Origin of the sequence: Ruegeria sp. HKCCA5463 (assembly GCF_013034175.1) — a bacterium.
In the GTDB taxonomy this organism is placed as follows: Bacteria; Pseudomonadota; Alphaproteobacteria; order Rhodobacterales; family Rhodobacteraceae; genus Ruegeria.
In genome coordinates this window covers 983,141-1,009,555 of record NZ_WQFL01000001.1, presented here as the reverse complement: position 1 = coordinate 1,009,555, position 26,415 = coordinate 983,141, and the positions used below count along the sequence as shown (strand labels likewise).

Genomic DNA, 26,415 nt, shown 5'->3' with positions numbered 1-26,415 from the left:
CCCACCTTTATCGTCCAAGACAGGAGATGGCCGGATGTTGCCTCGATGAGGGACAAGCGCCATCTTGCCAACGATAAGGATAGAGCATGCAAGAGCCTCTGAATTCCTCATACCCCGTCCTGCCGCTGCGCGATATCGTGGTGTTCCCACATATGATCGTGCCGCTTTTCGTGGGCCGAGACAAATCGGTCCGCGCGCTGGAAGAGGTGATGCAGGATGACAAACAAATTCTGCTGTCCAGCCAGATTGACCCCAGCGTCGACGACCCGGATGAGAACGGTATTTACCAGTCCGGTGTTCTGGCCAATGTGTTGCAGCTGCTGAAACTGCCCGACGGCACCGTCAAGGTGCTTGTCGAAGGGCAGGCGCGCGTGCAGATCACCGAGTTTCTTGAAAACGAAGAGTTTTTCGAGGCGCGGGCGGAATATCTGACCGAAATCCCGGGTGACGTCACCACAACCGAAGCCCTGTTGCGCACCGTCGCGGACGAGTTCGAGCGCTATGCCAAGGTGCGCAAGAACATCCCCGAAGAAGCGCTGACGGCCGTGGGTGAAACCACCGAGCCGGCAAAGCTGGCCGACCTTGTGTCGGGCCATCTGGGCATCGAGGTCGAACAAAAGCAGGACCTGCTGGAAACACTCAGCGTCAGCGAGCGGCTTGAAAAAGTCTATGGCCTGATGCAGGGCGAAATGTCGGTTCTGCAGGTCGAGAAAAAGATAAAGACCCGCGTCAAATCCCAGATGGAGAAGACCCAGCGCGAGTATTATCTGAATGAGCAGATGAAGGCCATTCAGAAAGAGCTTGGCGATGGCGAGGACGGCGCGAACGAGATCGCCGAACTGGAAGCCAAGATCGCCGAGACCAAGCTGTCGAAGGAAGCGCGCGAGAAGGCGGAAGGCGAGCTGAAGAAGCTCAAGAACATGTCGCCCATGTCAGCCGAAGCAACCGTGGTGCGCAATTATCTGGACTGGATTCTGTCTTTGCCGTGGGGCACCAAATCCCGCGTCAAAAAGGATCTGGGTCGTGCGCAGGATATACTGGACGCCGATCACTATGGCCTTGAAAAGGTCAAGGAGCGGATCGTCGAATATCTCGCCGTTCAGCAGCGTTCGAAAAAGCTGAAAGGCCCGATCCTGTGCCTTGTCGGCCCTCCGGGCGTGGGCAAGACCAGCTTGGGTAAATCCGTCGCCAAGGCCACGGGGCGCGAGTTCATTCGCATTAGCTTGGGTGGGGTGCGCGACGAATCCGAGATCCGCGGCCACCGCCGGACCTATATCGGTTCGATGCCCGGCAAGATCATTCAGGCGCTGAAAAAGGCGAAAACCACGAACCCGCTCATCCTGCTCGATGAAATCGACAAGATGGGGCAGGACTTCCGTGGTGACCCGGCCTCGGCGATGCTCGAGGTGTTGGACCCGGAACAGAACAACACGTTCATGGATCACTATCTTGAGGTCGAATATGACCTGTCCAACGTGATGTTCCTGACCACGTCCAACAGCTATAACATGCCCGGGCCGTTGCTGGACCGGATGGAGATCATCCCACTGGCCGGCTATACCGAGGATGAAAAGCGCGAGATCGCCAAACAGCACCTGATCGCCAAGCAGGTCAAAAACCATGGTCTGAAAACCAAGGAATTTGAGCTGACCGATGACGCGCTGCAAAAGATAATCCGCACCTACACCCGCGAGGCCGGTGTGCGGAACCTCGAGCGCGAAATCGCCAAGGTGGCACGGAAGGCGCTGACCAAGATCATCAAGAAAGAGGCGGAAACCGTTACGGTCACGCCTGAAAACCTGGATGAATTCCTGGGCGTGCCAAAGTTCCGTTACGGTCTGGCCGAACAGGACGATCAGGTCGGTGTCGTGACCGGTTTGGCCTGGACCTCGGTCGGGGGCGATCTGCTGCAAATCGAGGCGCTGAAGCTTCCCGGCAAAGGTCGGATGAAGACGACAGGCAAGCTGGGCGATGTGATGAAAGAATCCATCGATGCGGCGTCGTCATATGTGCGGTCGATTTCTCCCAAGATCGGAGTCAAACCGCCTCAGTTCGACAAGATCGACATCCATGTGCACGTGCCGGATGGCGCAACGCCCAAGGATGGTCCGTCAGCGGGTCTGGCGATGGTGACATCGATCGTATCGGTTCTGACGGGCATTCCCGTACGCAAGGATATCGCCATGACGGGCGAGGTTTCGTTGCGCGGGAACGCAATGCCGATTGGCGGCTTGAAGGAGAAACTGCTGGCTGCGTTGCGCGGTGGTATCAAGACGGTCCTGATCCCAGAGGAAAACGAAAAGGACCTGGCGGATATCCCGGACAATGTGAAGGAAGGGCTGGAAATCATCCCGGTCAAGCACGTCTCGGAGGTTCTTGAGCATGCTCTCGTTCGTACACCGGAGCCGGTTGAATGGGACGAAGCCGCCGAGGAGGCCGCCGCAGCCGCAGCAGCCTCGTCAGAGGCGACGGGGCCATCGGCCACGGCACACTAAGTAGATTGAGCGAATGAAAAAGGCGGGGCGAATGCCCTGCCTTTTTTACAATCCAATGACGGGTTGCTTTGGATCAAGTATTTCTTCTTCGGCTATGTATTCATTGAATTTTTTTTCTGGCAGCGCTGAGCGGACGGCAAGAACGAAAATGATCGACGAAAACAGGAAGCAAAGCAGAAGGTCCCAGCCAAACGGGATCTGCTTCAACGATCCGGCTCCGAATTGCCCAAGGAATGAGATCAGCCCAAGACCTGAGAAATAAGGCACAAGCCACAGGGCCTCGGTAACGTCCATTTCGTCCAAACGTCCCCGGAACCGGATCAGCAACAGAATTTTCCCGACAATCAGCGCGATGCCAAGCCGCCAGACCGTGTCCCATCCGCTCCAATAGACGATCATCGTGGCGATGGCGAAGGCCGTCAGCGCGACAAGTCGCACGGCCGGTATTCGGATCGATCTGGGATGATCTGGCATAAGGTTTCGCAGGCAAACCACGGCTATGGGCCCGACGGCAAATGACAAAACGATGGCCGCACCGTTCAGGGCAATGACGGTGGTAAAGGGTACTGTCAGCAGGAAAACCGTTCCGATCAGAAAGTTCAGCCCCAGCGCCCACAGCGGAACCCCGAATGACGACAAAACCTGCAACCGTTTGGGCAGAAAACCGTTTTTTGAAAGGGCGAGGGCGATACGGGCGTTTGACCCGGTTGCGACCAGCCCGTTTCCAAAGGGGCCTATCACGGATCCGACATTCAGCAGGCTCAGAAACCAGACCAGCCCGACAGACATGATGATGGCGTCCAGTGGTCCTTCGCCACCAAAGCTCAATTGTGCCCATCCTTTGGACAGCATGGATGGGTCCAGCGCACCGATGAAGGCCACTTGCAAGCCAAGGTAGATGACGGCGCAAAGAACAATCGACAACACCAATGCGGCCGGAATTGCAAATTTTGGATTTCGAACTTCGCCAGCCATATCAACCACATGGCGAAAGCCGATGAATGAAAAAATAACGCCCCCGGTGGAAACGGCGGCCATGATACCCTGCGCGCCGTAGGGCGCAAAACCATCCGGTTGGGTGAAGTTTTCGAAGTTGAACCGGCTTGCGACAAGCAGAATGGACAGGACAACTGGTATGGCGATCTTGGCCCAGGTCAGCGCAGCATTGACGCGCGTGAAGAACTTGACCCCAAGCGCATTCACCGCGACGAACAGCAGCATGAAAACCAGCGCAACGAAAATACCCGCCCCGGTCAAATCACCTGTCTCGGCCGTATGCAACCAAGGCGCATACGGCGCCAGGTATTTCAGCATGGCCTCGACTTCGATGGGCGCCGTGGTGTTGTAGCCGATCCAGGCGGTCCATCCCATGGCCATCGAAACGATATTGCCATGCGAAAACTGAGGCACGCGCGCGATCCCTCCGGGAATGGGCAGCATGGCGGAAATCTCTGCGAAGGTGATGGCCAAAATGAACATGGCAACCGCGCCGATAATCCACGAGATCGTGGCCGCGGGCCCTGCATGCTGAACGGCCAGAAGGGGGCCGAATAACCAGCCCGAACCGATGATTCCTCCGACTGAAATGAAGGTCAGTCCCAGCAGGCCGATGTCGCGCTTTAACCCCGTCATGGTGACCTCAGCCTTAGTGTGTGGCCTTTAATCGGGCCAAATAGGGCACGATAGCCGCCGAACGCGCGACATGGCAAGCCCGCTGGCTCCAAGCGAAAATCCGGAAAGGGAGTGGTGGGTGATAAGAGATTTGAACTCCTGACATCTTCGATGTGAACGAAGCGCTCTACCACTGAGCTAATCACCCATGACACGCGGTCATATCTTCCCTGGCGGGGCGCTGCAAGCGAAATTGAACAATTCGCGAGGGCAAAAAACAGCGGGTAAACAAAAAACTGGATTCTGACAAAAAACTGCAAAACGCCGCTTGACGCTGCCCGACCGTGGCCATAATACACCCAAACGTTCAGCAATGAACATGCAGCGGGCGGTTGTAGCTCAGTTGGTTAGAGTACCGGCCTGTCACGCCGGGGGTCGCGGGTTCGAGCCCCGTCAACCGCGCCATCGCTGCCAACCTTGGTCCAGGATAAAGGCCATGAAATAGATGCGCGGTTGTAGCTCAGTTGGTTAGAGTACCGGCCTGTCACGCCGGGGGTCGCGGGTTCGAGCCCCGTCAACCGCGCCATTTTCTTCTCAAAATCATAAGTTCGCCAGATAGCCAGGCATTGAGCTGTTCGATTCCATGCCCATCGTTTGATTTGGTCGGCGAAAACCTGTACGTTCACTAAATGTTCTAACTTTTCTGTTGGAGACTCGGGCAAGCTCGCCTATCTCTAAACCACTTGTTTGTTGGGGGCCGAAAATGGCTGAGCTGAAGAATATAGAGGTGCGCGGCGCGCGCGAGCACAACCTCAAAGGCATCGATGTCGACATCCCTCGGGATCAGTTGGTGGTGATCACCGGGCTGTCCGGTTCGGGCAAGTCGTCGCTGGCGTTCGACACGATTTATGCCGAAGGTCAGCGCCGTTATGTCGAAAGCCTGTCCGCCTATGCGCGGCAGTTTCTCGACATGATGGAAAAGCCTGATGTCGACCATATCAGTGGACTGTCTCCGGCGATCTCCATTGAACAGAAAACGACCTCGAAGAACCCGCGTTCGACTGTGGGAACCGTCACCGAGATCTATGACTATCTGCGTCTGTTGTTCGCGCGCGCAGGTACGCCGTACAGCCCGGCCACCGGCCAGCCGATCGAGGCGCAACAGGTGCAGGACATGGTCGACCGCATCATGGCGATGGAGGAGGGCACGCGAGGTTATCTGCTGGCTCCGATCGTGCGCGACCGCAAAGGTGAGTACCGGAAGGAATTTCTGGAACTGCGCAAGCAGGGGTTCCAGCGCGTGAAGGTGGATGGTGAGTTCCATGAGCTGGATCAGCCCCCGACATTGGACAAGAAGTTCCGTCACGATATTGACGTTGTGGTCGACCGCCTGGTTGTTCGTGAAGGCATGGAAACGCGTTTGGCCGATAGCCTGCGCACCGCTCTGGATCTGGCGGACGGAATCGCGATTCTGGAAACCGCCCCACGAGAAGGAGAGCCGGAACGGATTACCTTCAGCGAGAATTTTGCCTGCCCGGTCAGCGGTTTCACAATCCCGGAGATCGAACCGCGCCTGTTTTCGTTCAATGCGCCATTCGGAGCTTGCCCGGATTGTGACGGCTTGGGGGTCGAGCTGTTCTTTGACGAGCGTCTCGTGGTGCCGGATCAGACGCTGAAACTGTATGACGGTGCCTTGGCGCCATGGAGGAAAGGCAAGTCGCCGTATTTCCTTCAGACCATCGAGGCCATCGCGCGTCATTATGAGTTTGACAAGAACACGCCTTGGAAAGACCTGCCCAGCAAAGTGCAGCAGGTGTTCCTGCGGGGCTCGGGCGATGAGGAAATCCAGTTCCGCTATGACGAGGGCGGAAGGGTGTACCAGGTGACACGCAGCTTCGAAGGCGTGATTCCGAATATGGAACGGCGTTATCGCGAAACGGATAGCGCGTGGATACGTGAGGAATTCGAACGGTACCAAAACAACCGCCCGTGCGGCACCTGCGAAGGGTATCGTCTGCGCGCCGAAGCCTTGGCCGTGAAGATCGCGGGGCTGCATGTCGGTCAGGTGGTGCAAATGTCCATCCGCGAAGCGCTTGCCTGGATCGAGGATGCTCCGAACCATCTGAGCGCTCAGAAGAACGAGATTGCCCGGGCCATTCTGAAGGAAATCCGCGAGCGGTTGGGTTTCCTGAATAATGTTGGTTTGGAATACCTTACGCTATCTCGTTCAAGTGGAACCCTGTCAGGCGGCGAAAGTCAGCGTATCCGTTTGGCAAGCCAGATCGGATCGGGCCTAACCGGGGTTCTTTATGTATTGGACGAGCCCTCGATCGGCTTGCACCAGCGTGACAATGACCGGTTGCTTGGTACACTCAAGAATCTGCGGGATCAGGGCAACACCGTGATCGTCGTCGAACATGACGAGGAAGCCATCCGCGAAGCCGATTATGTGTTCGACATTGGCCCCGGTGCGGGCGTGCATGGCGGGCAGGTGGTCAGCCACGGCACGCCCGAGCAGATCGCAGCGGATGCAGCCTCGATCACGGGGCAGTACCTGTCGGGCGTACGCGAGATTCCGGTGCCCGCCGAGCGGCGCAAGGGGAACAAGAAAAAGGTAGCGGTGGTAAAGGCTTCGGGCAACAACCTCAAGAACGTGACGGCCGAATTTCCTTTGGGCAAGTTTGTTTGTGTCACGGGTGTATCTGGCGGCGGTAAGTCGACCCTGACGATTGAGACGTTGTTCAAGACCGCCTCGATGCGCCTGAATGGCGCGCGGCAGACGCCTGCGCCGTGTGAGACAATCAAGGGTTTGGAGCATCTGGACAAGGTCATCGATATCGATCAACGCCCGATCGGGCGGACTCCGCGGTCGAATCCGGCAACCTATACCGGGGCCTTCACTCCGATCCGAGACTGGTTCGCCGGGCTGCCCGAGGCGAAAGCGCGAGGATACAAGCCGGGCCGTTTCAGCTTCAACGTGAAGGGCGGCCGCTGTGAGGCCTGTCAGGGGGACGGCGTCATCAAGATCGAGATGCACTTCCTTCCCGACGTCTATGTCACCTGCGAAACCTGCAAGGGCGCGCGGTACAATCGCGAGACGCTTGAGATCAAGTTCAAGGGCAAATCCATTGCGGATGTGCTTGATATGACGGTGGAAGACGCGCAGGAATTCTTCAAGGCCGTGCCATCGATCCGCGACAAGATGGATGCGCTGGCCCGCGTTGGTCTTGGCTATATCAAGGTGGGTCAACAGGCGACCACGCTGTCGGGTGGTGAGGCGCAGCGCGTGAAACTGTCCAAGGAACTGTCGAAACGATCAACCGGGCGGACGCTCTATATTCTGGACGAACCGACCACGGGTCTGCATTTCGAAGATGTACGCAAGCTGTTGGAAGTGCTGCATGAATTGGTCGATCAGGGCAATACCGTCGTGGTGATCGAACACAATCTGGACGTGGTGAAAACCGCCGACCATATCATCGACATCGGGCCTGAAGGCGGCGACGGCGGTGGTGAGATCGTAGCCGTCGGAGCACCCGAAGAGATCGCTCAAGTCGAACGCAGCCATACCGGTAGGTATCTGAAAACCATGCTCAACCCGGATCGGGTGGCGGCGGAGTAGGCGGCTTCAGGCTGCCTTCACTCCACCGCCTGCTCAATCTAGTTTTTCTTGGTTGGGCAGGTGCTGATGCCCAACACCGAGTATATCGGGCATGAATTCAGCAGACCGGTGACCAACGGCACGATGCCGATCCACATCCAGGTTCCGTATCCCAACAGAGCGCCCAGAATAAGCGCGGCGCCTATTGCAATCCGAAGCGTTTTGTCGAGCCCACCCATGTTTTTGGTCATCACGTAAGAATCCTTTCCAAAAGGTTGCACCCTTCGGATATCAAATATTCCGTGAGTGGAATATGACTTGGATCAACTTCGCCCACGCTTTTCAAACCGAGGCAGCATGGCGCTGAAATCGCGGCCCAGACCGTCCTCGTTTTCGACGAATTGCTCGTAAAGTGCAGTCGCGGCCTGTCCCATAGGTGTATCCGCATCCGCACTGGATGCGGCCTGTTGGCTGAGGCGCAGGTCCTTCAGCATCAACTCGGCTGCAAATCCAGGAGTATAGCCATTGTCGGCTGGGCTTTGCGGGCCAACGCCAGGGGCAGGGCAATAGGCGTTCATCGTCCAGCTGTACCCCGATGAGGTGCTGACCACATCGAACATCTTTTGGCGGTCCAGACCCAGTTTGTCGGCCAGGGCAAAGGCTTCGCACGTGGCGATCATGGTCACGCCGAGGATCATGTTGTTGCAGATCTTGGCGGCTTGGCCGGCTCCGGCTTCGCCGCAGTGTACCGCTTTCTGCCCCATGATGTCGAACAGAGGAGCAGCCTTTGCAAATGCGTCGTCTGACCCGCCGGCCATGAATGTCAGGGTGCCACCTGCCGCGCCGCCGACCCCCCCCGAAACCGGAGCGTCCACGAACAGCAGACCGGCGCCGCTGGCCCGTTCCGCGACTGCGCGTGCGCTGTCCACGTCAACTGTCGAGCAATCGATCAGCACGGCACCCTTCGCCATGGCGGGAATGATCTGATCTGCAACGGCCCGCAGGATGGCGCCATTCGGCAGCATGGTTATGACTGCATCGGCAGAGGCGACGGCTTCGGTCGCGGTTTCGGCTTGAGTCACCCCGTCAACGGCAACGCCGGCCGTGTCGAATCCGAGAACCTGATGGCCGGCCTTTGCCAGATTGGCCGCCATGGGCGCCCCCATGTTTCCCAGCCCTATGAACCCGATCTGCATCTCTCAGTCCTCCTCGAATGTCAGGGTGTCCGCACCCAATGGCTGCAACATTTTCGAGACGGCCACCAGGGGGACGTCCATATTGGAAAACTGCCAGTTCGGGTTGCGGTCTTTGTCTATGATCTGCGCGCGGATACCTTCCAGAAAGTCACCATGCTCCATCGCCCGGTGGGTAAAGCGGTATTCCATCTCCAACGCGCGCCGCATGGTAAGCGAGGGGCCACGCAGACGGTGCAGCATCTCAATCGTGCAGGCCACGGAAAGCGGTGCGTTTTTCGTTATTTTTTCCAGAGTTTTGTCTGCAAATTCCTGACCGTCATTGCGCAGGCTGATCAGGATGTCGCCCAGAGTTTCACCGGAAAAATGATTGTCGATGTCCGTCAGCGCCCCTGCCAATTCACCATTGGGTGGCGTTTCGGAATGTTCGGCCACCAGTTCGGCATTTCCAGACGCTTCCAGAATTTCGGTCAGGTCAGACCATTGCGACTGGGGGATGAAATGGTCGGCAAACCCCGCAAAGATCGCGTCCGCAGGCCCCATCCTGAGGCCCGTGGTCCCAAGGAATTCACCCAGTCGCCCCGGTGCAAGGGCCAGCATCAATGACCCGCCGACATCCGGAATCAAGCCAATCGAGCATTCGGGCATGGCAATCCTGGAGCTTTCTCCGACGACACGGTGGCTGCCATGGCAGCCGATGCCGACACCCCCGCCCATGGTAAAACCCTGAAGAAAACTGATGACTGGTTTGGGATATTCGAAGATCTGGGCATTCAGACGATATTCATCACGCCAGAACTTCTGACCATACGCATAATTGCCCTTGGTGCCCGTTTCATAAAGTTCGGCAATGTCACCCCCTGCACAAAAGGCTTTTTCTCCTTCAGCGTCCAGAACGATCAGGTCAACGGCATCGTCTTCCCGCCAGTTGCGCATCGCCGTGTCGATGGCCATGCACATGTCATAGCTCAGCGCGTTCAGGGCATGGGGACGGGTCAGGGTGATGCGACCGGCACGGCCTGTGGTGCGGATTTCAATGTCTGACATCGGGGCCTCAGCGATTGGCGAGCAGTTGGCGCGCGACGATCACGCGCATAATCTCGTTCGTGCCTTCCAAAATCTGATGCACGCGAAGATCGCGCACAAGCTTTTCGATGCCGTAATCCGCAAGATATCCGTACCCGCCATGCAGTTGCAGGCACTGATCCACCACCTTCGACCCGGTTTCGGTTACGAATTTCTTCGCCATCGCACAGAATTTCGTGGCATCGGGCGCGCCGTTGTCCAGTTTCCATGCCGCCTGACGCAGGAAGGTGCGTGCCGCCTGTAATTCGATCTCCATATCCGCCAGACGGAACTGAAGGGCCTGGAACTGATCGATGGATTGGCCGAACGCCTTGCGCTCGGACATGTATTGCAGGGTCATATCCAGCCCGGCCTGTGCAGCCCCAAGAGAACAGGCCGCGATATTGAGCCGCCCGCCATCGAGGCCCATCATCGCGTATTTGAAGCCGTCGCCTTCGGTGCCCACCAGGTTGCCTGCGGGAATTTTGCAGTCGTCGAACTGAACCTGCGCAGTGGGTTGGCTTTTCCAACCCATTTTCTGTTCCAGCGCCCCAAAGCTGAGCCCCGGCGTGCCGTCCTCGACATATACGGTCGAGATCCCCTTGGGCCCGTCCTGACCGGTGCGTACCATGCAAACATAGGCATCCGAATAGCCACCGCCTGAAATGAACGCCTTGGTACCGTTCAACGTATATCCTTCGTTGGTGCGTTCGGCGCGGGTTTTCAAGGCCGCCGCGTCAGAGCCGGAACCGGGTTCCGTCAGGCAATAGCTCAGAACCGTATTCAGGCTCAGAACATCCGGCATGATGCGCGCCTTTAGGTCATCATCTGCGAAATTGTCCAACATCTTGGCGCACATGTTGTGGATCGACAGGAAGGCGGCGACCGAGGGGCAGGCCATCGACAGCGCCTCGAAAACCAGCGTGGCATCCAAGCGGGTCAGATTTGACCCTCCGCTTTCTTCGGATACGTACAGCGCGCCGAAACCAAGCTCGCCTATCTGGGGCCACAGGGTTTTGGGAATGGTTCCGTCCGCTTCCCACTGGCGCGCAAAGGGGGCGATGTTTTCCTGCCCGAACGCGTGCGCCATGTCGAATATGGCTGTTTGCTCCTCGCTGAGTGCGAAATCCATGACGCTCCCTCCCGTCGGCAATGAATTGAACGGTTGTTTATTTCTGAATTCTTACAGAAATTTTGCAGGCGCAACAATGAGTCGGTTGAAACGGGTCACAAGCCGGAAACGTTCAGAGATCGGCGTGAAATTCCTCGATCAGGTGGCGCACGACGGCTTGGCCGGGATCATCACCGCGCGCTGATGCCTCGGCATGAATACGGCGTTGGCGCGTGGCGGAAGTGCCGTTTTCAGCAATCTGCCTGAGCCGTGCAAGCTCGGTCATCGTGCCAAGTGCTTCGGTGTCTTCTGCCAACAACCCCATGAGATCGCCGATCAGTTCGGACATGGGCTTGACCGAACGGTCGCCGAAATCGATCAGCCCTTCACCCACTCCGTAGCGCTGTGCGCGCCAGCGGTTTTCACCGATCAGGAAACGATCATATTGCCGCCAGCGCAGGTTGCGGTCTTTCAGACGGCACAGCATCCGGGTCAATGCCTGAACCAGTGCGGCCAACGACAAAGTGTGTTCCAGACGGGGTTGAACATCCATGATCCGCGTTTCCAAAGTTGGGAAACGATGTGAGGGGCGCAGATCCCACCAAATCTTGGTGGTGTCTTCGATGACCCCAAGCTCGACCAGAATGCCTGTGTTCCGTTCGTACTCGCCCCAACTGGCGAACACGGGTGGCAGCCCGGTGCGGGGCAGGTTGTCGAACACCGTCAACCGGTATGAAGACAGGCCGGTATCCTCGCCGTTCCAATAGGGCGAAGATGTGGACAACGCCAGAAGATGAGGAAGAAAGTATGACAGTTGCGGCATCAGATCGGCACGCAAGGCAGGGTCCTCGACCCCGACATGTACATGCATCCCGCAGATCAGCATCCGCCGGGCAACGCCGCCCAATGCATGTTGCAGCGCGTCATACCGTTCTTTCCGCGTGTGGTGTTGATCCTTCCAGTTGGCGAACGGGTGGCACGAGACGGCGATAGGGGACAGGTTGTATTCGGTGGCCCGTTTGGAAACGCATGACCGCAGCCGCTTCAGGTCTTCGCGCGCCGAAGCGACCGTGGCGTGTGGTCTGGTTCCAACCTCGATTTGACATTGCAGGAACTCGGGGCTGACCTGACCTTCGAAATCGCTTTGGCAGGCCGCCATCAGCGCTTCGGGGGCTTCGGACAATTGCAGGCTGTCACGATCCACCAACAGGTATTCTTCTTCGATCCCGAGTGTAAATTCCTGCTGCATTGGGCCCCTCGCAGTTGTCAGTTCCATCAGTGAATACGGAAATTTACGTTTTGCCAAGGGTTTGACAGGCTTGCCCTTGCAGAGAAACGGTTCGCAACGGTAAGGAACATTGCATCACAGATCGCGGAGCCAGCGCCTTGAAACCCAGAAAATTCCCGAAGATCAACGCGGCCCTTGAAGAATTGGGGGTGAAACTGGTCGACAGAGTTACGGAACAGGATGAACGGGCGCGGCTGGAAGCCTTCGAAGCGGCGGGAGGGTTGACGCGCCCCGCCTATGCGTTGTCGCCAGGGATGGAAGGGTTCGACATCTCTCAACTTGTGGCGGAATACGGGCGTCACAAAGCTGCCCTGGAGGCGCTGAAAGATTCCGCACGCAACCAGACCGGCTATCGTACCGGCAATGGTTACTATGACAGCCCGGATGCGGATGCGTTATATCTGATGATCCGACGCTTTCAGCCCAAACGTGTGATCGAGGTCGGTTGCGGCAATTCCACCCGTGTGACCCGTCAGGCAATCATCGATGGCAATCTGGATACCACCATTACCGCGGTTGATCCGTACCCACGCGCCGATATCGCCCATGTGGTCGACCGGTTCGAGCAGAAACGTCTTGAAGATACAGACCCGGCCCTGTTCGCAGAGCTGGAGGCCGGAGACATTCTGTTCATCGACTCCAGCCATGTTGTGCGGATGAGCAATGACGTCGCCCATCTGTTCTGCCGCATTATACCGTCGCTGAACCCCGGGGTGGTGATCCACGTTCACGATGTTTTTTTGCCCTACGAATATCCCAAGCGCTTCTTCTATGATTGCCCGGGCTGGGGAGAGCAGTACGTATTGCACAGCTTGCTGCAATCTGGCGCGTATTCAATGCTTTGGCCGGGATATTACCTGCAACAGGATCGGCCTGATGCCGTTGTTGCCTTGCCGTTTCTGGCCGAGGGGCGGGCGCAAAGCATCTGGGTGCAGTTCAAAGAAAACTGAAACCAAAGTGATCCATTGCGGCAAAAGGTCCGTAACCCTTTCCATAACACGCTGGAGAGGAGAAGACAGCTATGTTCCGTCGTACATTCATGGGCGCAGCCGCCGCACTTGCATTCGCTATGCCGCTCAAGGCTCAGGCCGCTGATATCGTAGACACCGCCGTTGCCGCCGGGTCGTTCAACACTCTGGTCGCCGCCGTTCAGGCTGCAGGCTTGGTTGACACCCTGAAAGGAGACGGTCCGTTCACAGTATTTGCACCCACAGACGAAGCCTTTGCTGCGCTTCCTGAAGGCACTGTCGAGACGCTTTTGAAACCAGAAAACAAAGATCAGTTGGTCGCGATTCTGACCTATCACGTGGTACCAGCCAAGGTTATGTCCGGTGATATCGCGGGCAAACGCGCCAAGGTTCTGACTGTTCAGGGCGACCGGCTGAGCGTCAACGCCAAAAACGGCGTGAAAGTGAACGACGCCAAGGTCGTACAGGCCGACATCGAAGCCAGCAATGGCGTCATCCACGTCGTGGATGCCGTGATCCTGCCGGAATAAACGCCGTCTTCCAAAGACAAGAAAGCCCCGGCGATCGACTGGGGCTTTTGCTTTTCAGCCCGGGTGGATCAGACCAGTCGAACCTGCGTGCCGACTTTTACCAGCGGATACAGCTCTTCTACATGCTGGTTGTACAGGCCAATGCAACCTGACGAGCTCTGACGACCGATCTTGCGGGTGTCGTGCGTGCCATGGACAAGATAGGCAGGCCAACCCAGATACATGGCGCGGGTTCCCAGTGGGTTGCCGGGATCGCCACCTTCCATCCGAAGAGGCAGCGAAGGATCACGTTCGCGCATCGATGCCGTAGGTGTCCAGCTTGGGAATTCGGTTTTGCGCACTACTTTCGTGTACCCGCGTTTGGTAAGCTCTTCGCTCATGGGTACGGAACTTGGGTACAGTTTGTATGTGCCGTCAGGCCCCCAGTAATGGACGGCGCGGCTGGTGATATCGGCCAACAGGCATCCAACGCCCAATTCATCGAAATGGTCCTGCCAGTTCTGCTGCGAGAAGGACGATATATTGCGCCGGACTGGCAATTGCGTACTGATCGCGTCTTCCGTTTCAGGGAAAGCATCCGTGCTTTGTGCCCGAACAAGGGCAGGTGTTGCCACCAAAGAGGCCACGCCCAGCAAGGCAGAGCGACGGGTCATACGGGATTGGGACAAGGTTGCCTCCGATAAGTTCACTGCTCAGTACATCGTTCACGCCAAAATATGGGTGTTGGGTGAATTTTTCCAGAGTGAACCACTTGAATTTCCTGTGACCGATTGGACGAAAGCAGGTTTTCGGCGGAAAGATGCAAAAAGCCCGGCCATTGAACGGGCCGGGCTTCAAGCGTCAGGAAACTGTGGGATCAGTCCATTGCTTTGAAGTTGAACTCGCCACCTTCCTTGATGCCCGACGGCCAGCGTGCGGTCACGGTTTTGGTGCGGGTGTAGAACTTGAAGCTGTCCGGGCCGTGCTGGTTCAGATCGCCGAACATGGATTTCTTCCAACCGCCGAAGGTGTGATAGGCCAGCGGAACCGGAATCGGAACATTGATGCCGACCATTCCGATGTTCACACGACTGGCAAAGTCACGTGCGGTATCGCCATCGCGGGTAAAGATCGCGGTGCCGTTGCCGTATTCGTGATCCATCGCCAGTTTAAGGGCCTCTTCGTACGAACCCGCGCGCACGGTGGACAGAACCGGGCCAAAGATTTCCTGTTTATAGATGTCCATCTCGGGCGTCACGTGGTCGAACAGGTGCGGGCCGACAAAGAAGCCGTCCTCATAGCCTTGCAGGCTGAAGTCGCGGTTGTCGACAACCAATTTCGCACCCTGTTCGACGCCTGAATTGATCAGGCCCAGAATGCGCTGTTTGGCGGCGGCGGTCACAACCGGGCCCATGTCGACATCATCGCCGGCAGTGTAGGGGCCAACCTTCAGCTTTTCGATGCGCGGCACCAGTTTTTCGATCAGTGCGTCCGCGGTCTCTTCACCCACGGGAACAGCAACCGAAACGGCCATGCAACGTTCGCCAGCCGCACCGAAACCGGCGCCAACCAGCGCGTCCGCTGCCTGATCCAGATCGGCGTCGGGCATGACGATCATGTGGTTCTTGGCACCGCCGAAGCACTGTGCTCGTTTCCCATTCGCGGTTGCGCGGCTGTAGATATACTGTGCAATCGGGGTTGAACCCACAAAGCTGACGCCCTGAATGATCTCGCTGTCGAGGATGGTGTCGACCGCTTCCTTGTCGCCGTTTACGACCTGGAAAACGCCTTTGGGCAGGCCGGCTTCGACGAACAGTTCAGCCAGCATCAGGGGCACGGACGGGTCGCGTTCGGACGGTTTCAGAACAACGGCGTTACCGCAGGCCAGAGCAGGGCCAACGTGCCAGAGCGGCATCATGGCTGGAAAGTTGAACGGCATGATCGAGCCGACAACACCCAAAGGCTGGCGCATGGAATACATGTCAATTCCGGGGCCTGCGCTGTCGGTGAACTCACCCTTCAGCATCTGAGGTGCGCCAATGCAGTATTCGATCACTTCCAGACCACGCTGCAAATCACCCTTGGCGTCGGGGATGGTTTTGCCGTGCTCGCGGCTCAGCGCTTCGGCCAGTTTGTCCATGTCGCGGTTCATCAGGCCGACCATGGCCATCATGACGCGCGCGCGCTTCTGCGGGTTGGTTGCGCCCCATGCGGGCTGGGCGGCGGCGGCGGCCTCGATCGCGGCGGTGGTTTCCGCTGCACTGGCCATCGGGCACTTGTATTGAACTTCACCCGTTGCCGGGTTGTAGACGTCGTCGAAACGACCGGACGTTCCGGCGACCATTTCGCCGTTCAGGAAATGGGTCAGGTCTTGCATCAATAGCTCCTCCATAGATTTGCGCGCAGAATAGGCTTGCAGAAATCCCGCGAACAGAGGCAATGTCTCAAAAGAGTTTTGCAAAAATGCAAAAGGGATCAAAATGACCCCAAATTGGGATGATATGCGGATTTTCCTGGCTGTTGCGCGCGAGAAAAGCCTGTCTTCCGCTGGTCGTATCCTGAAGATCGACCCTGCCACCGTCGGTCGACGCATTGCGCGCCTGGAGGCGACGCTGGATTCCACATTGTTCACCAAGTCGCAGCAAGGCTATGTTCTAACCCCGGCTGGACAGCGGCTGTTGGAACACGGGCTGCACGCAGAAGAAGCGATGCGCGCGGCGGCCGGGGCGGTAACAGGGCCAACAAAAACGCTAAGCGGGCAAATCAGGATTGGCGCGCCGGACGGCAGTGCCAACTATCTGCTGCCGCAGGTGTGTGCCAAAATCAGCGACGCAAACCCTGATCTGGACATTCAGATCCTTGCGCTTCCGCGTGTGATCAACCTGTCCCGTCGCGAGGCGGATATGGCCGTTACGGTCAGTGCGCCGACCGCCGGTCAGCTGCTGGTGAAGAAAATCAGCGACTACAAGCTGCACATGGTCGCGACCGAAGAGTATCTGAAGCGACATGATCCGATCCGGAGCATTACTGACCTGAAGGGCCACAGGTTGATCGGCTATATCCCTGATATGATCTTTGACCGGGAACTCGACTACCTGAATGACATTGGCGTTGACCGTGTCGCTCTTGCATCGAATTCGGTATCGGTTCAACTGCGGCAGGTCTGCCTGGGAACAGGGGTTTGCGTGGCGCATGATTTCACGTTGCCGTTCCACCCGGGGCTTCGGAAAATCCTGACGGATCAAGTGAGTTTGACGCGCAGCTTCTATCTGGTCAGGCATCAGGGTGACCAGCGCAACGAGCGGTTGAACCGCTTTGCGGATGCCCTGACACGCGGTATTCGCGATGAAGTGCTTCGTTTGGAAGCAGGCCCCGACGCTTGACAGGTCGCGGCAATCGCGCAACGCTTTGGAATAAGTGTTATTATTCCGGAGGTATTCTTCATGCTAGTTCAGGCCATCCTGAAGTCCAAAGCGACAGATGGTGTCGTGACCGTGGCGTCAACGGCGACAGTCTCAGAGGCCTCGAAGATTCTTGCGGACAAGCGCATCGGTACGGTCGTTGTTTCCGACGATGGTGGCAATACCGCGGTCGGCATCCTTTCGGAACGCGACATCGTCCGGGAATTGGCGGCCAGCGGCAGTGGTTGTCTGAACCAACCGGTAAAGTCTTATATGACCCAGGACCTCGTCACGGCGACGCGCCAGACCACCGTGGAAGACATCATGTCCCGTATGACAGAGGGGCGCTTTCGCCACATGCCGGTGGTTGAAGATGGAAAACTCGTAGGCATTGTCACTTTGGGTGATGTGGTGAAGGCTCAGCTTTCCGAACTTGCGATGGAAAAAGACGCCCTTGAAGGCATGATAATGGGGCACTGACGACAAGGGTTGCCCAAGCAATCACTTGCACCTGCAGCAAAGTTATGTTTGCTTGCGCAGAAATTTTGTTGCGCAGGAGGGCGCGATGCGGGTTGGATTGTATCCTGGAACCTTTGATCCCATCACCATGGGGCACATCGATATCATCCGTCGAGCGGCAGCTTTGGTGGACAAACTGGTTATCGGTGTGGCCATCAACCGGGACAAGGGCCCTCTGTTCTCGCTGGAAGAGCGCGTGGCCATGATCGAAGCGGAATGCGCCAGGCTGTCCGAGCAGACCGGAACCGAAATCATCGCGCATCCCTTCGAAAACCTGCTGATTGATTGTGCGCGGGATGTAGGCGCGCAAATCATCGTGCGTGGCCTGCGTGCGGTTGCCGATTTTGAATACGAGTTTCAGATGGTCGGCATGAACCGGGCTCTGGACGATTCGATCGAGACCGTGTTCCTGATGGCCGAAGCGCGCCATCAGGCGATCGCGTCCAAGCTGGTGAAGGAAATCGCCCGGCTGAACGGGGACGTGTCGAAATTCGTCACGCCCCGTGTCAATGATGCGTTGAAAGAAAGGTTAGGCTAGGGCACCCATTGCGGCCGCTGTATCCAGCATCCGATTTGAAAAACCCCATTCATTGTCATACCACGCCAGCACACGAACCAGCGTGCCATCAGTGACTTTGGTTTCAGCCAGTGACACGGTCGAGCTGTGCGGGTCGTGATTGAAGTCGATGGAAACCAGAGGGCGGCTTTCCGCGGCAAGAACGCCGGGGATTTTGGCAGCGGCATCGACGAACAGTTGGTTGACCTCTTCTTCGGTCGTGGGGCGTGAAACCTCGGCCACAAGATCAACGACCGAGACATTCGGGGTTGGAACGCGGATGGCCTGACCGGTCAGTTTTCCTTTGAGTTGCGGCAGCACCAGGCCCACGGCAGCGGCCGCGCCGGTTGTCGTGGGGATCATTGACAGCGCCGCCGCTCGGGACAGGTAGGGATCTTTTCCCACTGTATCATGCACCGGCTGGCTGGCAGTGTAAGCGTGAACCGTGGTCATGTTGCCGTGCTTGATACCAAGGCTGGCATCCAGAGCCGCAGCAACAGGGGACAGGCAGTTGGTGGTGCAGGATGCGTTTGAGACCACCAGATCATCGGCGGTCAGCTCGCCATCGTTGACACCAAAGACGATGGTTTTCACACCGCCGTCACCTCTGGCCGGGGCAGAGATCAGAACTTTCCTGGATCCGTTCTTGAAGTGACGTTCCGCCGCTTCGCGCGTACGAAACACACCCGTACATTCCAGAACGACGTCAATGTCAGACCAAGGCAGATCCTCGGGGTTGCGCTCGCTGCTCAGTCGAATTGGACCACGACCCACGTCCAGTCCCGCGTCGCTGAGTGTAACCGGGTTGGGGTAGCGGCCGTGAACGCTGTCAAATTCAAACAGGTGCGCGTTCATTTCGGGTTTGCCAAGATCGTTGATCGCGACGATCTCGACGTCCGTACGTCCGCTTTCCATCACCGCGCGCAGAACTCCGCGCCCGATCCGTCCAAATCCGTTGATCGCCAGTTTCAAGGTCATGGTCTGCTCCGTCCAAATGTCTCAGCAAGATGAGTTAGCGCTAACAATGACAGATCAAGCGAAATGTCAAGGAAAACCTCAGTCACCGCCAGAAAGCGAGCCAGTCCAGAAAGTCGTAAAGTTTCTTTCCAAGGAAAAGCAGATGTTCGGTGCCGTACAGCGCCACATCCAGCATGATACCGCCGAGCAGAAGAAGGCCGAGCCAGATAGCGATTTGGTTGGTCATGGCTGTCCCGAACGTAAAATGCCCGCTCAGATAACCTGAGCGGGCATCAAGGTACAAGCGAAGTCCGAAGGGTCAGTTAAGGCGGCCCATCGCAACAGCTACGTCAGCCATACGGACCGAGAATCCCCATTCATTGTCATACCAGGCCAGAACGCGGACCATGCGGTCATCGACGACGCGGGTCTGATCCGGTGCAAAGATCGAGCTTTCCTCGGTGTGGTTGAAGTCGGTCGACACCAGCGGAGCCGGCTCATATCCCAGAACGCGCTGCATCGGGCCCTTGGCGGCCTCTTCGACGATCGCGTTGATTTCCGCCGTGCTTGTGTCGCGTGAGGCACGGAACGTCAGGTCCACCGCCGAAACATTCGGGGTGGGGACGCGAATGGCGGAACCGTCCAGACGGCCTTTTAGGTTTGGCAGAACTTCACCCAGCGCCTTGGCGGCGCCGGTCGAGGTCGGGATCATCGACATTGCAGCAGCGCGGGCGCGGTAGAGGTCGCTGTGGCGACGGTCCAGTGTCGGCTGGTCGCCCGTGTAGGCGTGGATGGTCGTCATGATGCCGTGTTCGATACCGACGCCCTCGTCCAGCACCTTGGCCAGCGGGGCGAGGCAGTTGGTCGTGCACGAACCGTTCGAGACCATGTTGTCATTGGCGGCCAGCGTGTTGTGGTTGACGCCGAAAACAATGGTCTTGTCCACGTTCTTGCCCGGAGCCGACAGCAGTACCTTGCCAGCGCCACGTTCCAGATGCGTTTTGGCCTTCAGGCCATCGTTGAACTTGCCGGTGCATTCGAGAACGACGTCACAGCCTTCCCAGTCCAACTCGGTCATGTCGTAGGTCGAGAACATCTGCATCGGGCCGCGACCCAGATCCATGGTATTGCCGTCAATGGTGATGTCGCGCGGAAAACGCCCGTGAACACTGTCATATTTCAGCAGATGCGCCGAGGTTTCCAACGGGCCAGTTGCGTTGACTTTGATCACTTCGATGTCGTTGCGCCCGGACGCGGCGATGTGCGACAGGGTGCAGCGGCCAATACGGCCAAAACCATTGATACCGACCTTGATGGTCATATGACGTCTCCAGATGCGCTTGCTTTGAGGGCCATATAACGGCGAAAAGGGAATCTCAAAAGGGCAAAAACGGCATATTTTTAAGGTGTTAGCGCAAACCTGCGCCGGTTGCGCTAACGCTTGCGCTAGCCGTTGGATCAGGTAGGGTCCGGTTGGCGACAGCAGATTGAAGGGAAACGCGATGAGTGGTCTTTTGGCCCTGTTGGATGATGTGGCGGGCATTGCCAAAGTTGCGGCGGCATCAGTGGATGATGTGGTCGCGGCGGCAGGCAAAGCGGGGGCCAAAACCGCCGGTGTGATCATTGATGACGCAGCAGTGACGCCGAAATACGTGCAAGGTTTCGCCCCGGCGCGCGAGTTGCCGATCATCTGGCGCATTGCGCGCGGGTCGATCTTCAACAAGATCATACTCTTGCTGCCCGTCGCCTTGTTGCTGGCCAATTTTGCGCCGTGGCTGATCACGCCCTTGTTGATGCTTGGCGGGTCATATTTATGTTTTGAAGGGGCCGAGAAGATTTTTCATGTTCTGTTTCCTCATGGCAGCCATGTGATCGAGGACGACATGAAAAACCGCGATCCGGGCCACCTTGAGGAGCAAAAGGTCAAGGGCGCCATCAAGACTGATTTCATTCTGTCTGCCGAGATCATGACCATTGCATTGGCAGCGATCGAAGCCCCGAACCTGTGGATGCAGGCCGCGACGCTGGCCGTTGTCGGGATCGGCGTGACGGTGGCCGTTTATGGGTCCGTCGCGTTGATCGTGAAAATGGATGATGTGGGGCTTTATCTGGCGCAGAACGCGCCAACACCTATCGGTCGCGGTCTAGGCCGAGGGTTGGTCAAGGCAATGCCCGGAGTGATGAAAACCCTGTCGATTGTGGGAACTGCGGCGATGCTGTGGGTGGGGGGCTCGATCGTCATCCACGGGATGGAGGTTCTGGGCTTTGGCTGGCTGGGCCATCATATCCATGATTGGGCCTATGCCATTGGGCATTCCGTGTCTGATCAATGGGTTGGTGCGGTTGAGTGGCTATCCAAGGCCACGATGGATGGCGTATTTGGTTTGGCGTGGGGATTGGTTTTGATCCCGGTGGCGACCAAGATAATCATGCCGCTGTTCAGCAAATCCGAAACGCATTGAAACCAAAATGAAAAGGGCGGCCAAGGCCGCCCTTTACTCGATCAGAAGGGACTGTCTTACAGTCCCAACAATTCCTTGACCTTGGCCACGGTTGCTTCGGCCGTGATGCCGAAATGCTTGTACAGCTCACCGGCAGGGGCCGAGGCACCAAAGCTGGACATGCCGATGAAGCCTGCCTTGGCTTCGCGGCCACGCTCGCCCAGCAGCCAGCGATCCCAGCCACCGGCGCGCACGGCGGCCTCGATGCCGACGCGGACCGGACCGGCAGGCAGTACCCGCTTGCGATAGGCTTCGTCCTGCTGTGCGAACAGCTCCATGCAGGGCATCGAGACGACGCGGGTGCCGATGCCTTCGGCTTCGAGCATCGCTTTGGCTTCCATGCCCAGCGAAACCTCTGAACCAGTTGCAATCAGGATTGCCTGACGCTTGCCCTCGGCCTCGGCCAGAACATAGGCGCCTTGTGCGGTCAGGTTCTTGGTCTTGTGATCCTTGCGCACGGTTGGCACGCCCTGGCGGGTCAGCGACAGGACCGAGGGGCTGTCCTTGAAGGTCAGCGCCAGTTCCCAGGCTTCGGCGGTTTCGATCGTATCGGCGGGGCGGAACACATAGGTGTTCGGCGTCGCGCGCGAGATGGCCAGATGTTCCACCGGCTGGTGGGTCGGGCCGTCCTCGCCCAGACCGATCGAGTCATGGGTCATTACGAAAACCGACGGGATCTTCATCAGTGCCGCCAGCCGCATGGATGGGCGGGCATAATCGGTGAAGGCCATGAAGGTACCGCCATAGGGGCGGATACCGCCGTGCAGCGCCATACCGTTCATCGCTGCGGCCATGCCGTGTTCGCGAATGCCGTAGTGGATATAGCGGCCCTTGCGGTTTTCCGGCAGGAACACGCCCATATCAGCCGATTTTGTGTTGTTCGATCCGGTCAGGTCGGCCGAGCCGCCAACAGTCTCGGTCATGATCGGGTTCACGACGTTCAGAACTTTTTCGGACGAGGCGCGGGTGGCCAGTTTCGGCTGTTCTTCAGACATCTGTTTTTTGAACGCACGAATGGCGCCAGCCAACCGCTTGGGGGCCTCAAATGCATAGGCGCGTTTGAATTCGGCCTGCTTCCTCTCGGAAAGCTGGGCAAAACGTTCTTCCCAAGCAGCACGTTCGTCTGTGCCGCGTGCACCAATGGCTTCCCAAGCGGATTTGACGTTGGCTGGAACTTCGAATGTGTCGTGCGGCCAGCCATAGGCCTCTTTCGCGGCTTTCAGCTGTTCCTGATCCGTCAGTGCGCCATGACCTTTCGAGGTGTCCTGCGCAGCATGACCCAGGGCGATATGGGTTTCACAGGCGATCATGGTTGGTTTCTTGGACTTTTTCGCCTGAACTATGGCCGCATCGATGGCTTTGGGGTCATGACCGTCGATCTCAATCACGTGCCAGCCAGAGGCCGCAAACCGGCGGACCTGATCGGTGCGATCGGCGATATCGACAGTGCCGTCGATGGTGATGTTATTGTTGTCCCAGAAGACGATCAGTTTGCTCAGCTCATGACGGCCGGCCAATGTGATCGCTTCCTGACTGACACCTTCCATCAGACAGCCGTCGCCCGCGATCACGTAAGTATAGTGATCCACGACCTTCTTGCCGTAATGCGCGCGCTGGATTTCCTCGGCCATGGCAAAACCCACGGCGTTCGAGATACCCTGACCAAGCGGGCCGGTCGTGGTTTCAACACCGTCGATCAGAAAGTTTTCAGGGTGGCCCGCGGTCTTGGCGCCCAACTGGCGGAAATTCTTGATCTCTTCCAGCGTCACGTCGGCATGACCGGTGAGATAGAGAAGTGAATAGACCAGCATCGAACCGTGACCAGCCGACAGGATGAACCGATCGCGGTCCGGCCAGTTCGGGGCCGAGGCGTCGAATTTCAGGTGCTTTTCGAACAGAACGGTCGCGACATCGGCCATGCCCATCGGCATGCCGGAATGGCCGGAATTTGCGGCGGCGACGGCGTCAAGGGTCAGGGTGCGGATGGCCGCCGCTTTGTCCCAGTGTTCGGGGTTGGCTTTGCGCAGCGCAGTCAGGTCCACGGGCGTTGTTCCTTTGGATAAAAAGCAGATTGCGCGCTCAATACCATTCAGCACCCAAAGTGCAAGCGGAACCGGGCTTTGGCAACGCCCGATAGGTGAAGAGCGCGGCCCAAGTGATTGAAACCAAACAGTGGGTATTTTCTGTCGCATTCCGTTAGACTGTCGGCAAGCGGGATTCGGTTTTGATTCGGATCACTTCGCGACAGAATGAACCTTGATAAAGAGGTGACAGGGGCATGAGCCAGTTAGAGGAACTACAGCACCGCATTGTTGCTGCGATGGACCGTATCAGTGCGGGCGTCGAAGGGTTGGGCGGTGCGTCCCGGAACGCTGAAGTAAATGAGGGGCTTCAGGCCGAACTTGAAGACGAAAGAGTTGCCAATGCGCAGCTTCAGGAGCGACTGAAGACCCTGAAAGAGCAGCACGAAAAACAAGTGGACGCGCTGCGTGCTGATCTGGAGGAGCTGCGCACGGAACCAGCGGATGCCCCAGACGCGGATGCGCTGCGCGCAGAGCTGGAGGAAGCCCGGGCGAAAATCGCGTCTGTCGAAGCGGCCCGCGCCGAGCTGGCCGAGGCCAAGGCGGCCTTGGACAACAGTGCCGAACTGGACGCGTTGAAGGCCGAGAACGAAAGGCTGCGCGCCGAACTTGACGGCATCGAAGATCCTTCGGCGGTGAAAGCCGAACTTGAGCAATTGCGTGAATTGCTTGCTCAGGCAAAAGAAGTCGAGGCGGAAAACAGCCGCCTCAAGGCAGAGCTTGAAGATACGGTACGGGTCGATGATCTGAGCGCCGAGCTTGAGATGCTGCGGGCCGAACGGGCCAGCCATGGCGCTGCGATGTCCCGCCTGGATGACGATCTGCAACGTATGCGCAAGGCGAACGAGCAGTTGCGGAATTCGGTCGAAGAGTTGCGTTCCGCGGCCGCAGAAGGGCTGACGGACGCTGAATTGCTGAACCGCGCCACCGTTGCCGAGCTTGAGGCGACGCGTGCGGCGCAGGCTTCGGATGCCGCCGAAGCGCAGGCCGTGTTGGCACGGTTGGAACCTCTGCTGTCGCAGGCAAAACTTGTAGAAGGTGAGGTAGAGTAATGCCCGAGGTAACCATTCATATTGGCGGGCGGGGTTTTGACGTGTCCTGCCGGGACGGGGAAGAACCCTTTCTGCACGCGGCCGCCAAAATGCTGGATGACGAAGCGCAGGTTCTGTCCGATCAGATTGGGCGGATGCCGGAAGCGCGCATGTTACTGATGGCCGGTCTGCTGTTGGCTGACAAGACGGCGGCGACGGAAGACAAGGTCAAGTCGCTGGAGGCCAGGCTGGCCGAGGCCGAGGCCGAGCTTCAATCACTGAGAAATGCGCCCGCGCCGGAACCTGAACGTATTGAAGTCGCGGTGGTGCCGCCATCCGTCACGGATACGCTGGCCGAGCTGGCAGCACGTGCGGAAGCGCTGGCTTCGGTCGTCGAGGAGAAGAAGGCACAATGACATATCTGCGCAATTTCTTCTGCGGTGCTTTGCTTGTTTTCCCGGCAACAGCGGCACTCGCCGAAATCGACATTCTGTCTGTCACCTTTACCTGCGAGAACGGCGTGCCGTTGCCGGTGACCTATTTCAACGCGCCCGACGGTTCAGGCGCGGCGGCGACGATGGTGGACAATACTCTGGTCGCGATGCGCCAGGTCGAAAGCGGATCGGGCATCCGCTATGAGTCTCTCGGAGCCGAAGGAACCTATATCCTGCGCTCAAAAGGCTGGAACGCGTCAATCAGCTATTTGGCGGCGGGCGCCGCCAATGAGCAGGCGATTTATCGGGACTGTTCCAGCCGGTAGGCAGGATTACGCGTTTGCTTCGCGGATTTTGTCGGCTGCTTCCTTGTTGTAGCCGACACCGTTTTCATCAAAAAGCGTGTCCAGCTCACCCGAAAGGGTCATCTCGGTGATGATGTCGCAACCGCCTACGAATTCGCCTTTGACATACAGCTGCGGCACGGTCGGCCAGTCGGAATAATCCTTGATGCCCTGACGCACATCTTCGTCGGCCAGCACGTTCACGTCGGTGTATTCGACGCCCATATAGTTCAGAACGCCGGCCACGCGCGAGGAAAACCCGCATTGCGGCATTTCCTTGGTGCCTTTCATATACAGCACCACGTCATTGGCTTTGACGGTTTCGTCGATCTGGGTTTTCACATCGGTCATTTTGCGTTTCCTGTTCGTTTCTCCAACGGGAGAGTCATATGTTCGCCTCGAAAGAAGCCGAGAAGCTTATTCCGGCACTTTAGTGGTCAGCGCCAGCGCGTGCAGCTCACCATCTGGGCCATCCATCTTGCCTTTCAGCGCGGCATAAACGGCACGCTGTTGCTGAACCCGGTTTTTGCCGCGAAAGCTTTCATCCACCACCATGGCAGACATATGAACACCGTCACTTCCGCCGACCTGAATCTCGGCGTCGGGAAAGGCTTCGCGCAGCAGGTGTTCGATTTCGTGGGCGCTCATCGGCATGTAGGTAACTCCAGAAGGTCTTTCCCAAGATGTAGAGCGCATGAACCGGGCGTGCAAGAGCACTGGCACATGCAAAAACAACCAATCCCGCACCGG

The 26,415-nt window shown here is 57.8% G+C and carries 25 protein-coding genes and 3 tRNA genes; 13 read left to right on the top strand and 15 right to left on the bottom strand.

Annotated elements, in window-relative coordinates; genetic code table 11:
- The first annotated feature begins 86 nt into the window (after window positions 1-86).
- Window positions 87-2,495 (top strand): endopeptidase La, encoded by a 2,409-nt coding sequence (gene lon / locus GOW09_RS05040; protein WP_171116130.1) that lies wholly within the window; start codon window positions 87-89, stop codon window positions 2,493-2,495.
- A gap of 45 nt (window positions 2,496-2,540) precedes the next feature.
- Here lon and GOW09_RS05035 read toward each other — a convergent pair whose 3' ends face one another.
- Both GOW09_RS05035 and GOW09_RS05030 read right to left on the bottom strand, forming a co-directional pair.
- On the bottom strand, window positions 2,541-4,127 hold the full coding sequence (locus GOW09_RS05035; protein ID WP_171116128.1) for an APC family permease: 1,587 nt from the start codon (window positions 4,125-4,127) through the stop codon (window positions 2,541-2,543).
- 112 nt (window positions 4,128-4,239) lie between these two features.
- Window positions 4,240-4,314 (bottom strand) — tRNA-Val (locus tag GOW09_RS05030).
- 180 nt (window positions 4,315-4,494) lie between these two features.
- On the opposite strand from GOW09_RS05030, the gene GOW09_RS05025 reads away from it, so the two are divergent.
- From GOW09_RS05025 to uvrA, 3 genes are all read left to right on the top strand, one after another.
- Window positions 4,495-4,571, top strand: a tRNA-Asp gene (locus tag GOW09_RS05025).
- Window positions 4,572-4,615: 44 nt separating this feature from the next.
- Window positions 4,616-4,692, top strand: a tRNA-Asp gene (locus tag GOW09_RS05020).
- 177 nt (window positions 4,693-4,869) lie between these two features.
- A complete protein-coding gene (gene uvrA / locus GOW09_RS05015; RefSeq protein WP_171116126.1) occupies window positions 4,870-7,728 on the top strand; it encodes an excinuclease ABC subunit UvrA in 2,859 nt (952 codons plus the stop codon).
- Window positions 7,729-7,766: 38 nt separating this feature from the next.
- Here the strand turns inward: uvrA and GOW09_RS05010 are convergent, their stop codons facing one another.
- From GOW09_RS05010 to GOW09_RS04990, 5 genes are all read right to left on the bottom strand, one after another.
- A complete protein-coding gene (locus GOW09_RS05010; RefSeq protein ID WP_171116124.1) occupies window positions 7,767-7,958 on the bottom strand; it encodes a DUF2892 domain-containing protein in 192 nt (63 codons plus the stop codon).
- Between the two features lie 72 nt (window positions 7,959-8,030).
- Window positions 8,031-8,903, bottom strand: coding sequence for a 3-hydroxyisobutyrate dehydrogenase (mmsB, locus tag GOW09_RS05005; RefSeq protein WP_171116122.1), 873 nt, complete (start codon window positions 8,901-8,903; stop codon window positions 8,031-8,033).
- A gap of 3 nt (window positions 8,904-8,906) precedes the next feature.
- On the bottom strand, window positions 8,907-9,947 hold the full coding sequence (locus GOW09_RS05000) for an enoyl-CoA hydratase/isomerase family protein (protein ID WP_171116121.1): 1,041 nt from the start codon (window positions 9,945-9,947) through the stop codon (window positions 8,907-8,909).
- Between the two features lie 7 nt (window positions 9,948-9,954).
- Window positions 9,955-11,097 (bottom strand): acyl-CoA dehydrogenase family protein, encoded by a 1,143-nt coding sequence (locus GOW09_RS04995; protein ID WP_152457861.1) that lies wholly within the window; start codon window positions 11,095-11,097, stop codon window positions 9,955-9,957.
- Between the two features lie 112 nt (window positions 11,098-11,209).
- Entirely contained in the window at window positions 11,210-12,325 is a 1,116-nt protein-coding gene (locus GOW09_RS04990) for a carboxylate-amine ligase (protein WP_171116118.1), read from the bottom strand.
- Window positions 12,326-12,462: 137 nt separating this feature from the next.
- Here GOW09_RS04990 and GOW09_RS04985 point away from each other — a divergent pair, with 137 nt between their 5' ends.
- Window positions 12,463-13,314 carry a class I SAM-dependent methyltransferase gene (locus tag GOW09_RS04985; RefSeq protein WP_171116116.1) on the top strand — a complete coding sequence of 284 codons (852 nt, stop codon included), beginning with the start codon at window positions 12,463-12,465 and terminating at the stop codon, window positions 13,312-13,314.
- Between the two features lie 71 nt (window positions 13,315-13,385).
- Window positions 13,386-13,862: a fasciclin domain-containing protein gene (locus GOW09_RS04980; RefSeq protein ID WP_152457864.1), complete on the top strand. Its 477-nt coding sequence runs from the start codon at window positions 13,386-13,388 to the stop codon at window positions 13,860-13,862.
- Between the two features lie 68 nt (window positions 13,863-13,930).
- On the opposite strand, the gene GOW09_RS04975 is transcribed toward GOW09_RS04980, so the two are convergent.
- Together GOW09_RS04975 and GOW09_RS04970 are read right to left on the bottom strand one after the other, a co-directional pair.
- Window positions 13,931-14,515: a L,D-transpeptidase gene (locus GOW09_RS04975; RefSeq protein ID WP_171116564.1), complete on the bottom strand. Its 585-nt coding sequence runs from the start codon at window positions 14,513-14,515 to the stop codon at window positions 13,931-13,933.
- Between the two features lie 203 nt (window positions 14,516-14,718).
- On the bottom strand, window positions 14,719-16,218 hold the full coding sequence (locus GOW09_RS04970) for a CoA-acylating methylmalonate-semialdehyde dehydrogenase (RefSeq protein WP_152457866.1): 1,500 nt from the start codon (window positions 16,216-16,218) through the stop codon (window positions 14,719-14,721).
- Window positions 16,219-16,321: 103 nt separating this feature from the next.
- Between GOW09_RS04970 and GOW09_RS04965 the strand changes: the two genes are divergently transcribed.
- From GOW09_RS04965 to coaD, 3 genes are all read left to right on the top strand, one after another.
- Entirely contained in the window at window positions 16,322-17,224 is a 903-nt protein-coding gene (locus GOW09_RS04965; RefSeq protein WP_171116114.1) for a LysR family transcriptional regulator, read from the top strand.
- Window positions 17,225-17,284: 60 nt separating this feature from the next.
- Entirely contained in the window at window positions 17,285-17,722 is a 438-nt protein-coding gene (locus GOW09_RS04960; RefSeq protein ID WP_171116112.1) for a CBS domain-containing protein, read from the top strand.
- A gap of 85 nt (window positions 17,723-17,807) precedes the next feature.
- Window positions 17,808-18,299, top strand: coding sequence for a pantetheine-phosphate adenylyltransferase (gene coaD, locus GOW09_RS04955; RefSeq protein WP_171116110.1), 492 nt, complete (start codon window positions 17,808-17,810; stop codon window positions 18,297-18,299).
- Here coaD and gap (GOW09_RS04950) read toward each other — a convergent pair.
- The 3 genes from gap (GOW09_RS04950) to gap (GOW09_RS04940) all read right to left on the bottom strand — a co-directional run bounded on the left by gap (GOW09_RS04950) (window position 18,291) and on the right by gap (GOW09_RS04940) (window position 20,595).
- Entirely contained in the window at window positions 18,291-19,295 is a 1,005-nt protein-coding gene (gap, locus tag GOW09_RS04950) for a type I glyceraldehyde-3-phosphate dehydrogenase (RefSeq protein ID WP_171116109.1), read from the bottom strand. The two genes, coaD and gap (GOW09_RS04950), sit on opposite strands and share 9 nt — an antisense overlap.
- 82 nt (window positions 19,296-19,377) lie before the next feature.
- Window positions 19,378-19,521: a hypothetical protein gene (locus GOW09_RS04945; protein WP_171116107.1), complete on the bottom strand. Its 144-nt coding sequence runs from the start codon at window positions 19,519-19,521 to the stop codon at window positions 19,378-19,380.
- A gap of 72 nt (window positions 19,522-19,593) precedes the next feature.
- Window positions 19,594-20,595: a type I glyceraldehyde-3-phosphate dehydrogenase gene (gene gap, locus GOW09_RS04940; protein ID WP_171116104.1), complete on the bottom strand. Its 1,002-nt coding sequence runs from the start codon at window positions 20,593-20,595 to the stop codon at window positions 19,594-19,596.
- A gap of 181 nt (window positions 20,596-20,776) precedes the next feature.
- On the opposite strand from gap (GOW09_RS04940), the gene GOW09_RS04935 reads away from it, so the two are divergent.
- On the top strand, window positions 20,777-21,736 hold the full coding sequence (locus GOW09_RS04935; RefSeq protein ID WP_171116102.1) for a DUF808 domain-containing protein: 960 nt from the start codon (window positions 20,777-20,779) through the stop codon (window positions 21,734-21,736).
- A 56-nt stretch (window positions 21,737-21,792) separates the two neighbouring features.
- Here the strand turns inward: GOW09_RS04935 and tkt are convergent, their stop codons facing one another.
- The gene (tkt, locus tag GOW09_RS04930) at window positions 21,793-23,817 is read right to left on the bottom strand and encodes a transketolase (RefSeq protein ID WP_171116100.1); all 2,025 of its coding nucleotides are present in this window, start codon (window positions 23,815-23,817) and stop codon (window positions 21,793-21,795) included.
- Window positions 23,818-24,053: 236 nt separating this feature from the next.
- Here tkt and GOW09_RS04925 point away from each other — a divergent pair, with 236 nt between their 5' ends.
- The 3 genes from GOW09_RS04925 to GOW09_RS04915 are packed head-to-tail and all read left to right on the top strand — an operon-like array spanning window position 24,054 to window position 25,647.
- Window positions 24,054-24,908: a hypothetical protein gene (locus tag GOW09_RS04925; protein WP_171116098.1), complete on the top strand. Its 855-nt coding sequence runs from the start codon at window positions 24,054-24,056 to the stop codon at window positions 24,906-24,908.
- On the top strand, window positions 24,908-25,303 hold the full coding sequence (locus GOW09_RS04920) for a cell division protein ZapA (protein WP_171116096.1): 396 nt from the start codon (window positions 24,908-24,910) through the stop codon (window positions 25,301-25,303). Before GOW09_RS04925 ends, GOW09_RS04920 begins: the two co-directional genes overlap by 1 nt.
- Window positions 25,300-25,647 carry an MliC family protein gene (locus GOW09_RS04915; protein WP_152457876.1) on the top strand — a complete coding sequence of 116 codons (348 nt, stop codon included), beginning with the start codon at window positions 25,300-25,302 and terminating at the stop codon, window positions 25,645-25,647. The genes GOW09_RS04920 and GOW09_RS04915 overlap by 4 nt, the downstream gene beginning before the upstream one ends.
- 6 nt (window positions 25,648-25,653) lie before the next feature.
- Here the strand turns inward: GOW09_RS04915 and grxD are convergent, their stop codons facing one another.
- Together grxD and GOW09_RS04905 are read right to left on the bottom strand one after the other, a co-directional pair.
- Window positions 25,654-26,016 (bottom strand): Grx4 family monothiol glutaredoxin, encoded by a 363-nt coding sequence (gene grxD / locus GOW09_RS04910; RefSeq protein ID WP_171116094.1) that lies wholly within the window; start codon window positions 26,014-26,016, stop codon window positions 25,654-25,656.
- A gap of 66 nt (window positions 26,017-26,082) precedes the next feature.
- On the bottom strand, window positions 26,083-26,319 hold the full coding sequence (locus tag GOW09_RS04905) for a BolA/IbaG family iron-sulfur metabolism protein (RefSeq protein ID WP_170354080.1): 237 nt from the start codon (window positions 26,317-26,319) through the stop codon (window positions 26,083-26,085).
- Between the last annotated feature and the right edge of the window lie 96 nt (window positions 26,320-26,415).

What these genes read in the sequence shown, in the direction of transcription:
- GOW09_RS04975 (WP_171116564.1), bottom strand. Translation starts at nt 14,515, where the DNA reads ATGACCCGTCGCTCTGCCTTGCTGGGCGTGGCCTCTTTGGTGGCAACA.
- GOW09_RS04960 (WP_171116112.1), top strand. Translation starts at nt 17,285, where the DNA reads ATGCTAGTTCAGGCCATCCTGAAGTCCAAAGCGACAGATGGTGTCGTG.
- GOW09_RS05010 (WP_171116124.1), bottom strand. Translation starts at nt 7,958, where the DNA reads ATGACCAAAAACATGGGTGGGCTCGACAAAACGCTTCGGATTGCAATA.
- GOW09_RS04905 (WP_170354080.1), bottom strand. Translation starts at nt 26,319, where the DNA reads ATGCCGATGAGCGCCCACGAAATCGAACACCTGCTGCGCGAAGCCTTT.
- uvrA (WP_171116126.1), top strand. Translation starts at nt 4,870, where the DNA reads ATGGCTGAGCTGAAGAATATAGAGGTGCGCGGCGCGCGCGAGCACAAC.
- GOW09_RS04925 (WP_171116098.1), top strand. Translation starts at nt 24,054, where the DNA reads ATGAGCCAGTTAGAGGAACTACAGCACCGCATTGTTGCTGCGATGGAC.
- GOW09_RS05000 (WP_171116121.1), bottom strand. Translation starts at nt 9,947, where the DNA reads ATGTCAGACATTGAAATCCGCACCACAGGCCGTGCCGGTCGCATCACC.
- GOW09_RS04915 (WP_152457876.1), top strand. Translation starts at nt 25,300, where the DNA reads ATGACATATCTGCGCAATTTCTTCTGCGGTGCTTTGCTTGTTTTCCCG.
- GOW09_RS04970 (WP_152457866.1), bottom strand. Translation starts at nt 16,218, where the DNA reads ATGCAAGACCTGACCCATTTCCTGAACGGCGAAATGGTCGCCGGAACG.
- GOW09_RS04920 (WP_171116096.1), top strand. Translation starts at nt 24,908, where the DNA reads ATGCCCGAGGTAACCATTCATATTGGCGGGCGGGGTTTTGACGTGTCC.
- mmsB (WP_171116122.1), bottom strand. Translation starts at nt 8,903, where the DNA reads ATGCAGATCGGGTTCATAGGGCTGGGAAACATGGGGGCGCCCATGGCG.
- grxD (WP_171116094.1), bottom strand. Translation starts at nt 26,016, where the DNA reads ATGACCGATGTGAAAACCCAGATCGACGAAACCGTCAAAGCCAATGAC.
- coaD (WP_171116110.1), top strand. Translation starts at nt 17,808, where the DNA reads ATGCGGGTTGGATTGTATCCTGGAACCTTTGATCCCATCACCATGGGG.
- GOW09_RS04945 (WP_171116107.1), bottom strand. Translation starts at nt 19,521, where the DNA reads ATGACCAACCAAATCGCTATCTGGCTCGGCCTTCTTCTGCTCGGCGGT.
- gap (WP_171116109.1), bottom strand. Translation starts at nt 19,295, where the DNA reads ATGACCTTGAAACTGGCGATCAACGGATTTGGACGGATCGGGCGCGGA.
- GOW09_RS04965 (WP_171116114.1), top strand. Translation starts at nt 16,322, where the DNA reads ATGACCCCAAATTGGGATGATATGCGGATTTTCCTGGCTGTTGCGCGC.
- GOW09_RS05035 (WP_171116128.1), bottom strand. Translation starts at nt 4,127, where the DNA reads ATGACGGGGTTAAAGCGCGACATCGGCCTGCTGGGACTGACCTTCATT.
- GOW09_RS04995 (WP_152457861.1), bottom strand. Translation starts at nt 11,097, where the DNA reads ATGGATTTCGCACTCAGCGAGGAGCAAACAGCCATATTCGACATGGCG.
- GOW09_RS04990 (WP_171116118.1), bottom strand. Translation starts at nt 12,325, where the DNA reads ATGCAGCAGGAATTTACACTCGGGATCGAAGAAGAATACCTGTTGGTG.
- gap (WP_171116104.1), bottom strand. Translation starts at nt 20,595, where the DNA reads ATGACCATCAAGGTCGGTATCAATGGTTTTGGCCGTATTGGCCGCTGC.
- GOW09_RS04935 (WP_171116102.1), top strand. Translation starts at nt 20,777, where the DNA reads ATGAGTGGTCTTTTGGCCCTGTTGGATGATGTGGCGGGCATTGCCAAA.
- GOW09_RS04980 (WP_152457864.1), top strand. Translation starts at nt 13,386, where the DNA reads ATGTTCCGTCGTACATTCATGGGCGCAGCCGCCGCACTTGCATTCGCT.
- lon (WP_171116130.1), top strand. Translation starts at nt 87, where the DNA reads ATGCAAGAGCCTCTGAATTCCTCATACCCCGTCCTGCCGCTGCGCGAT.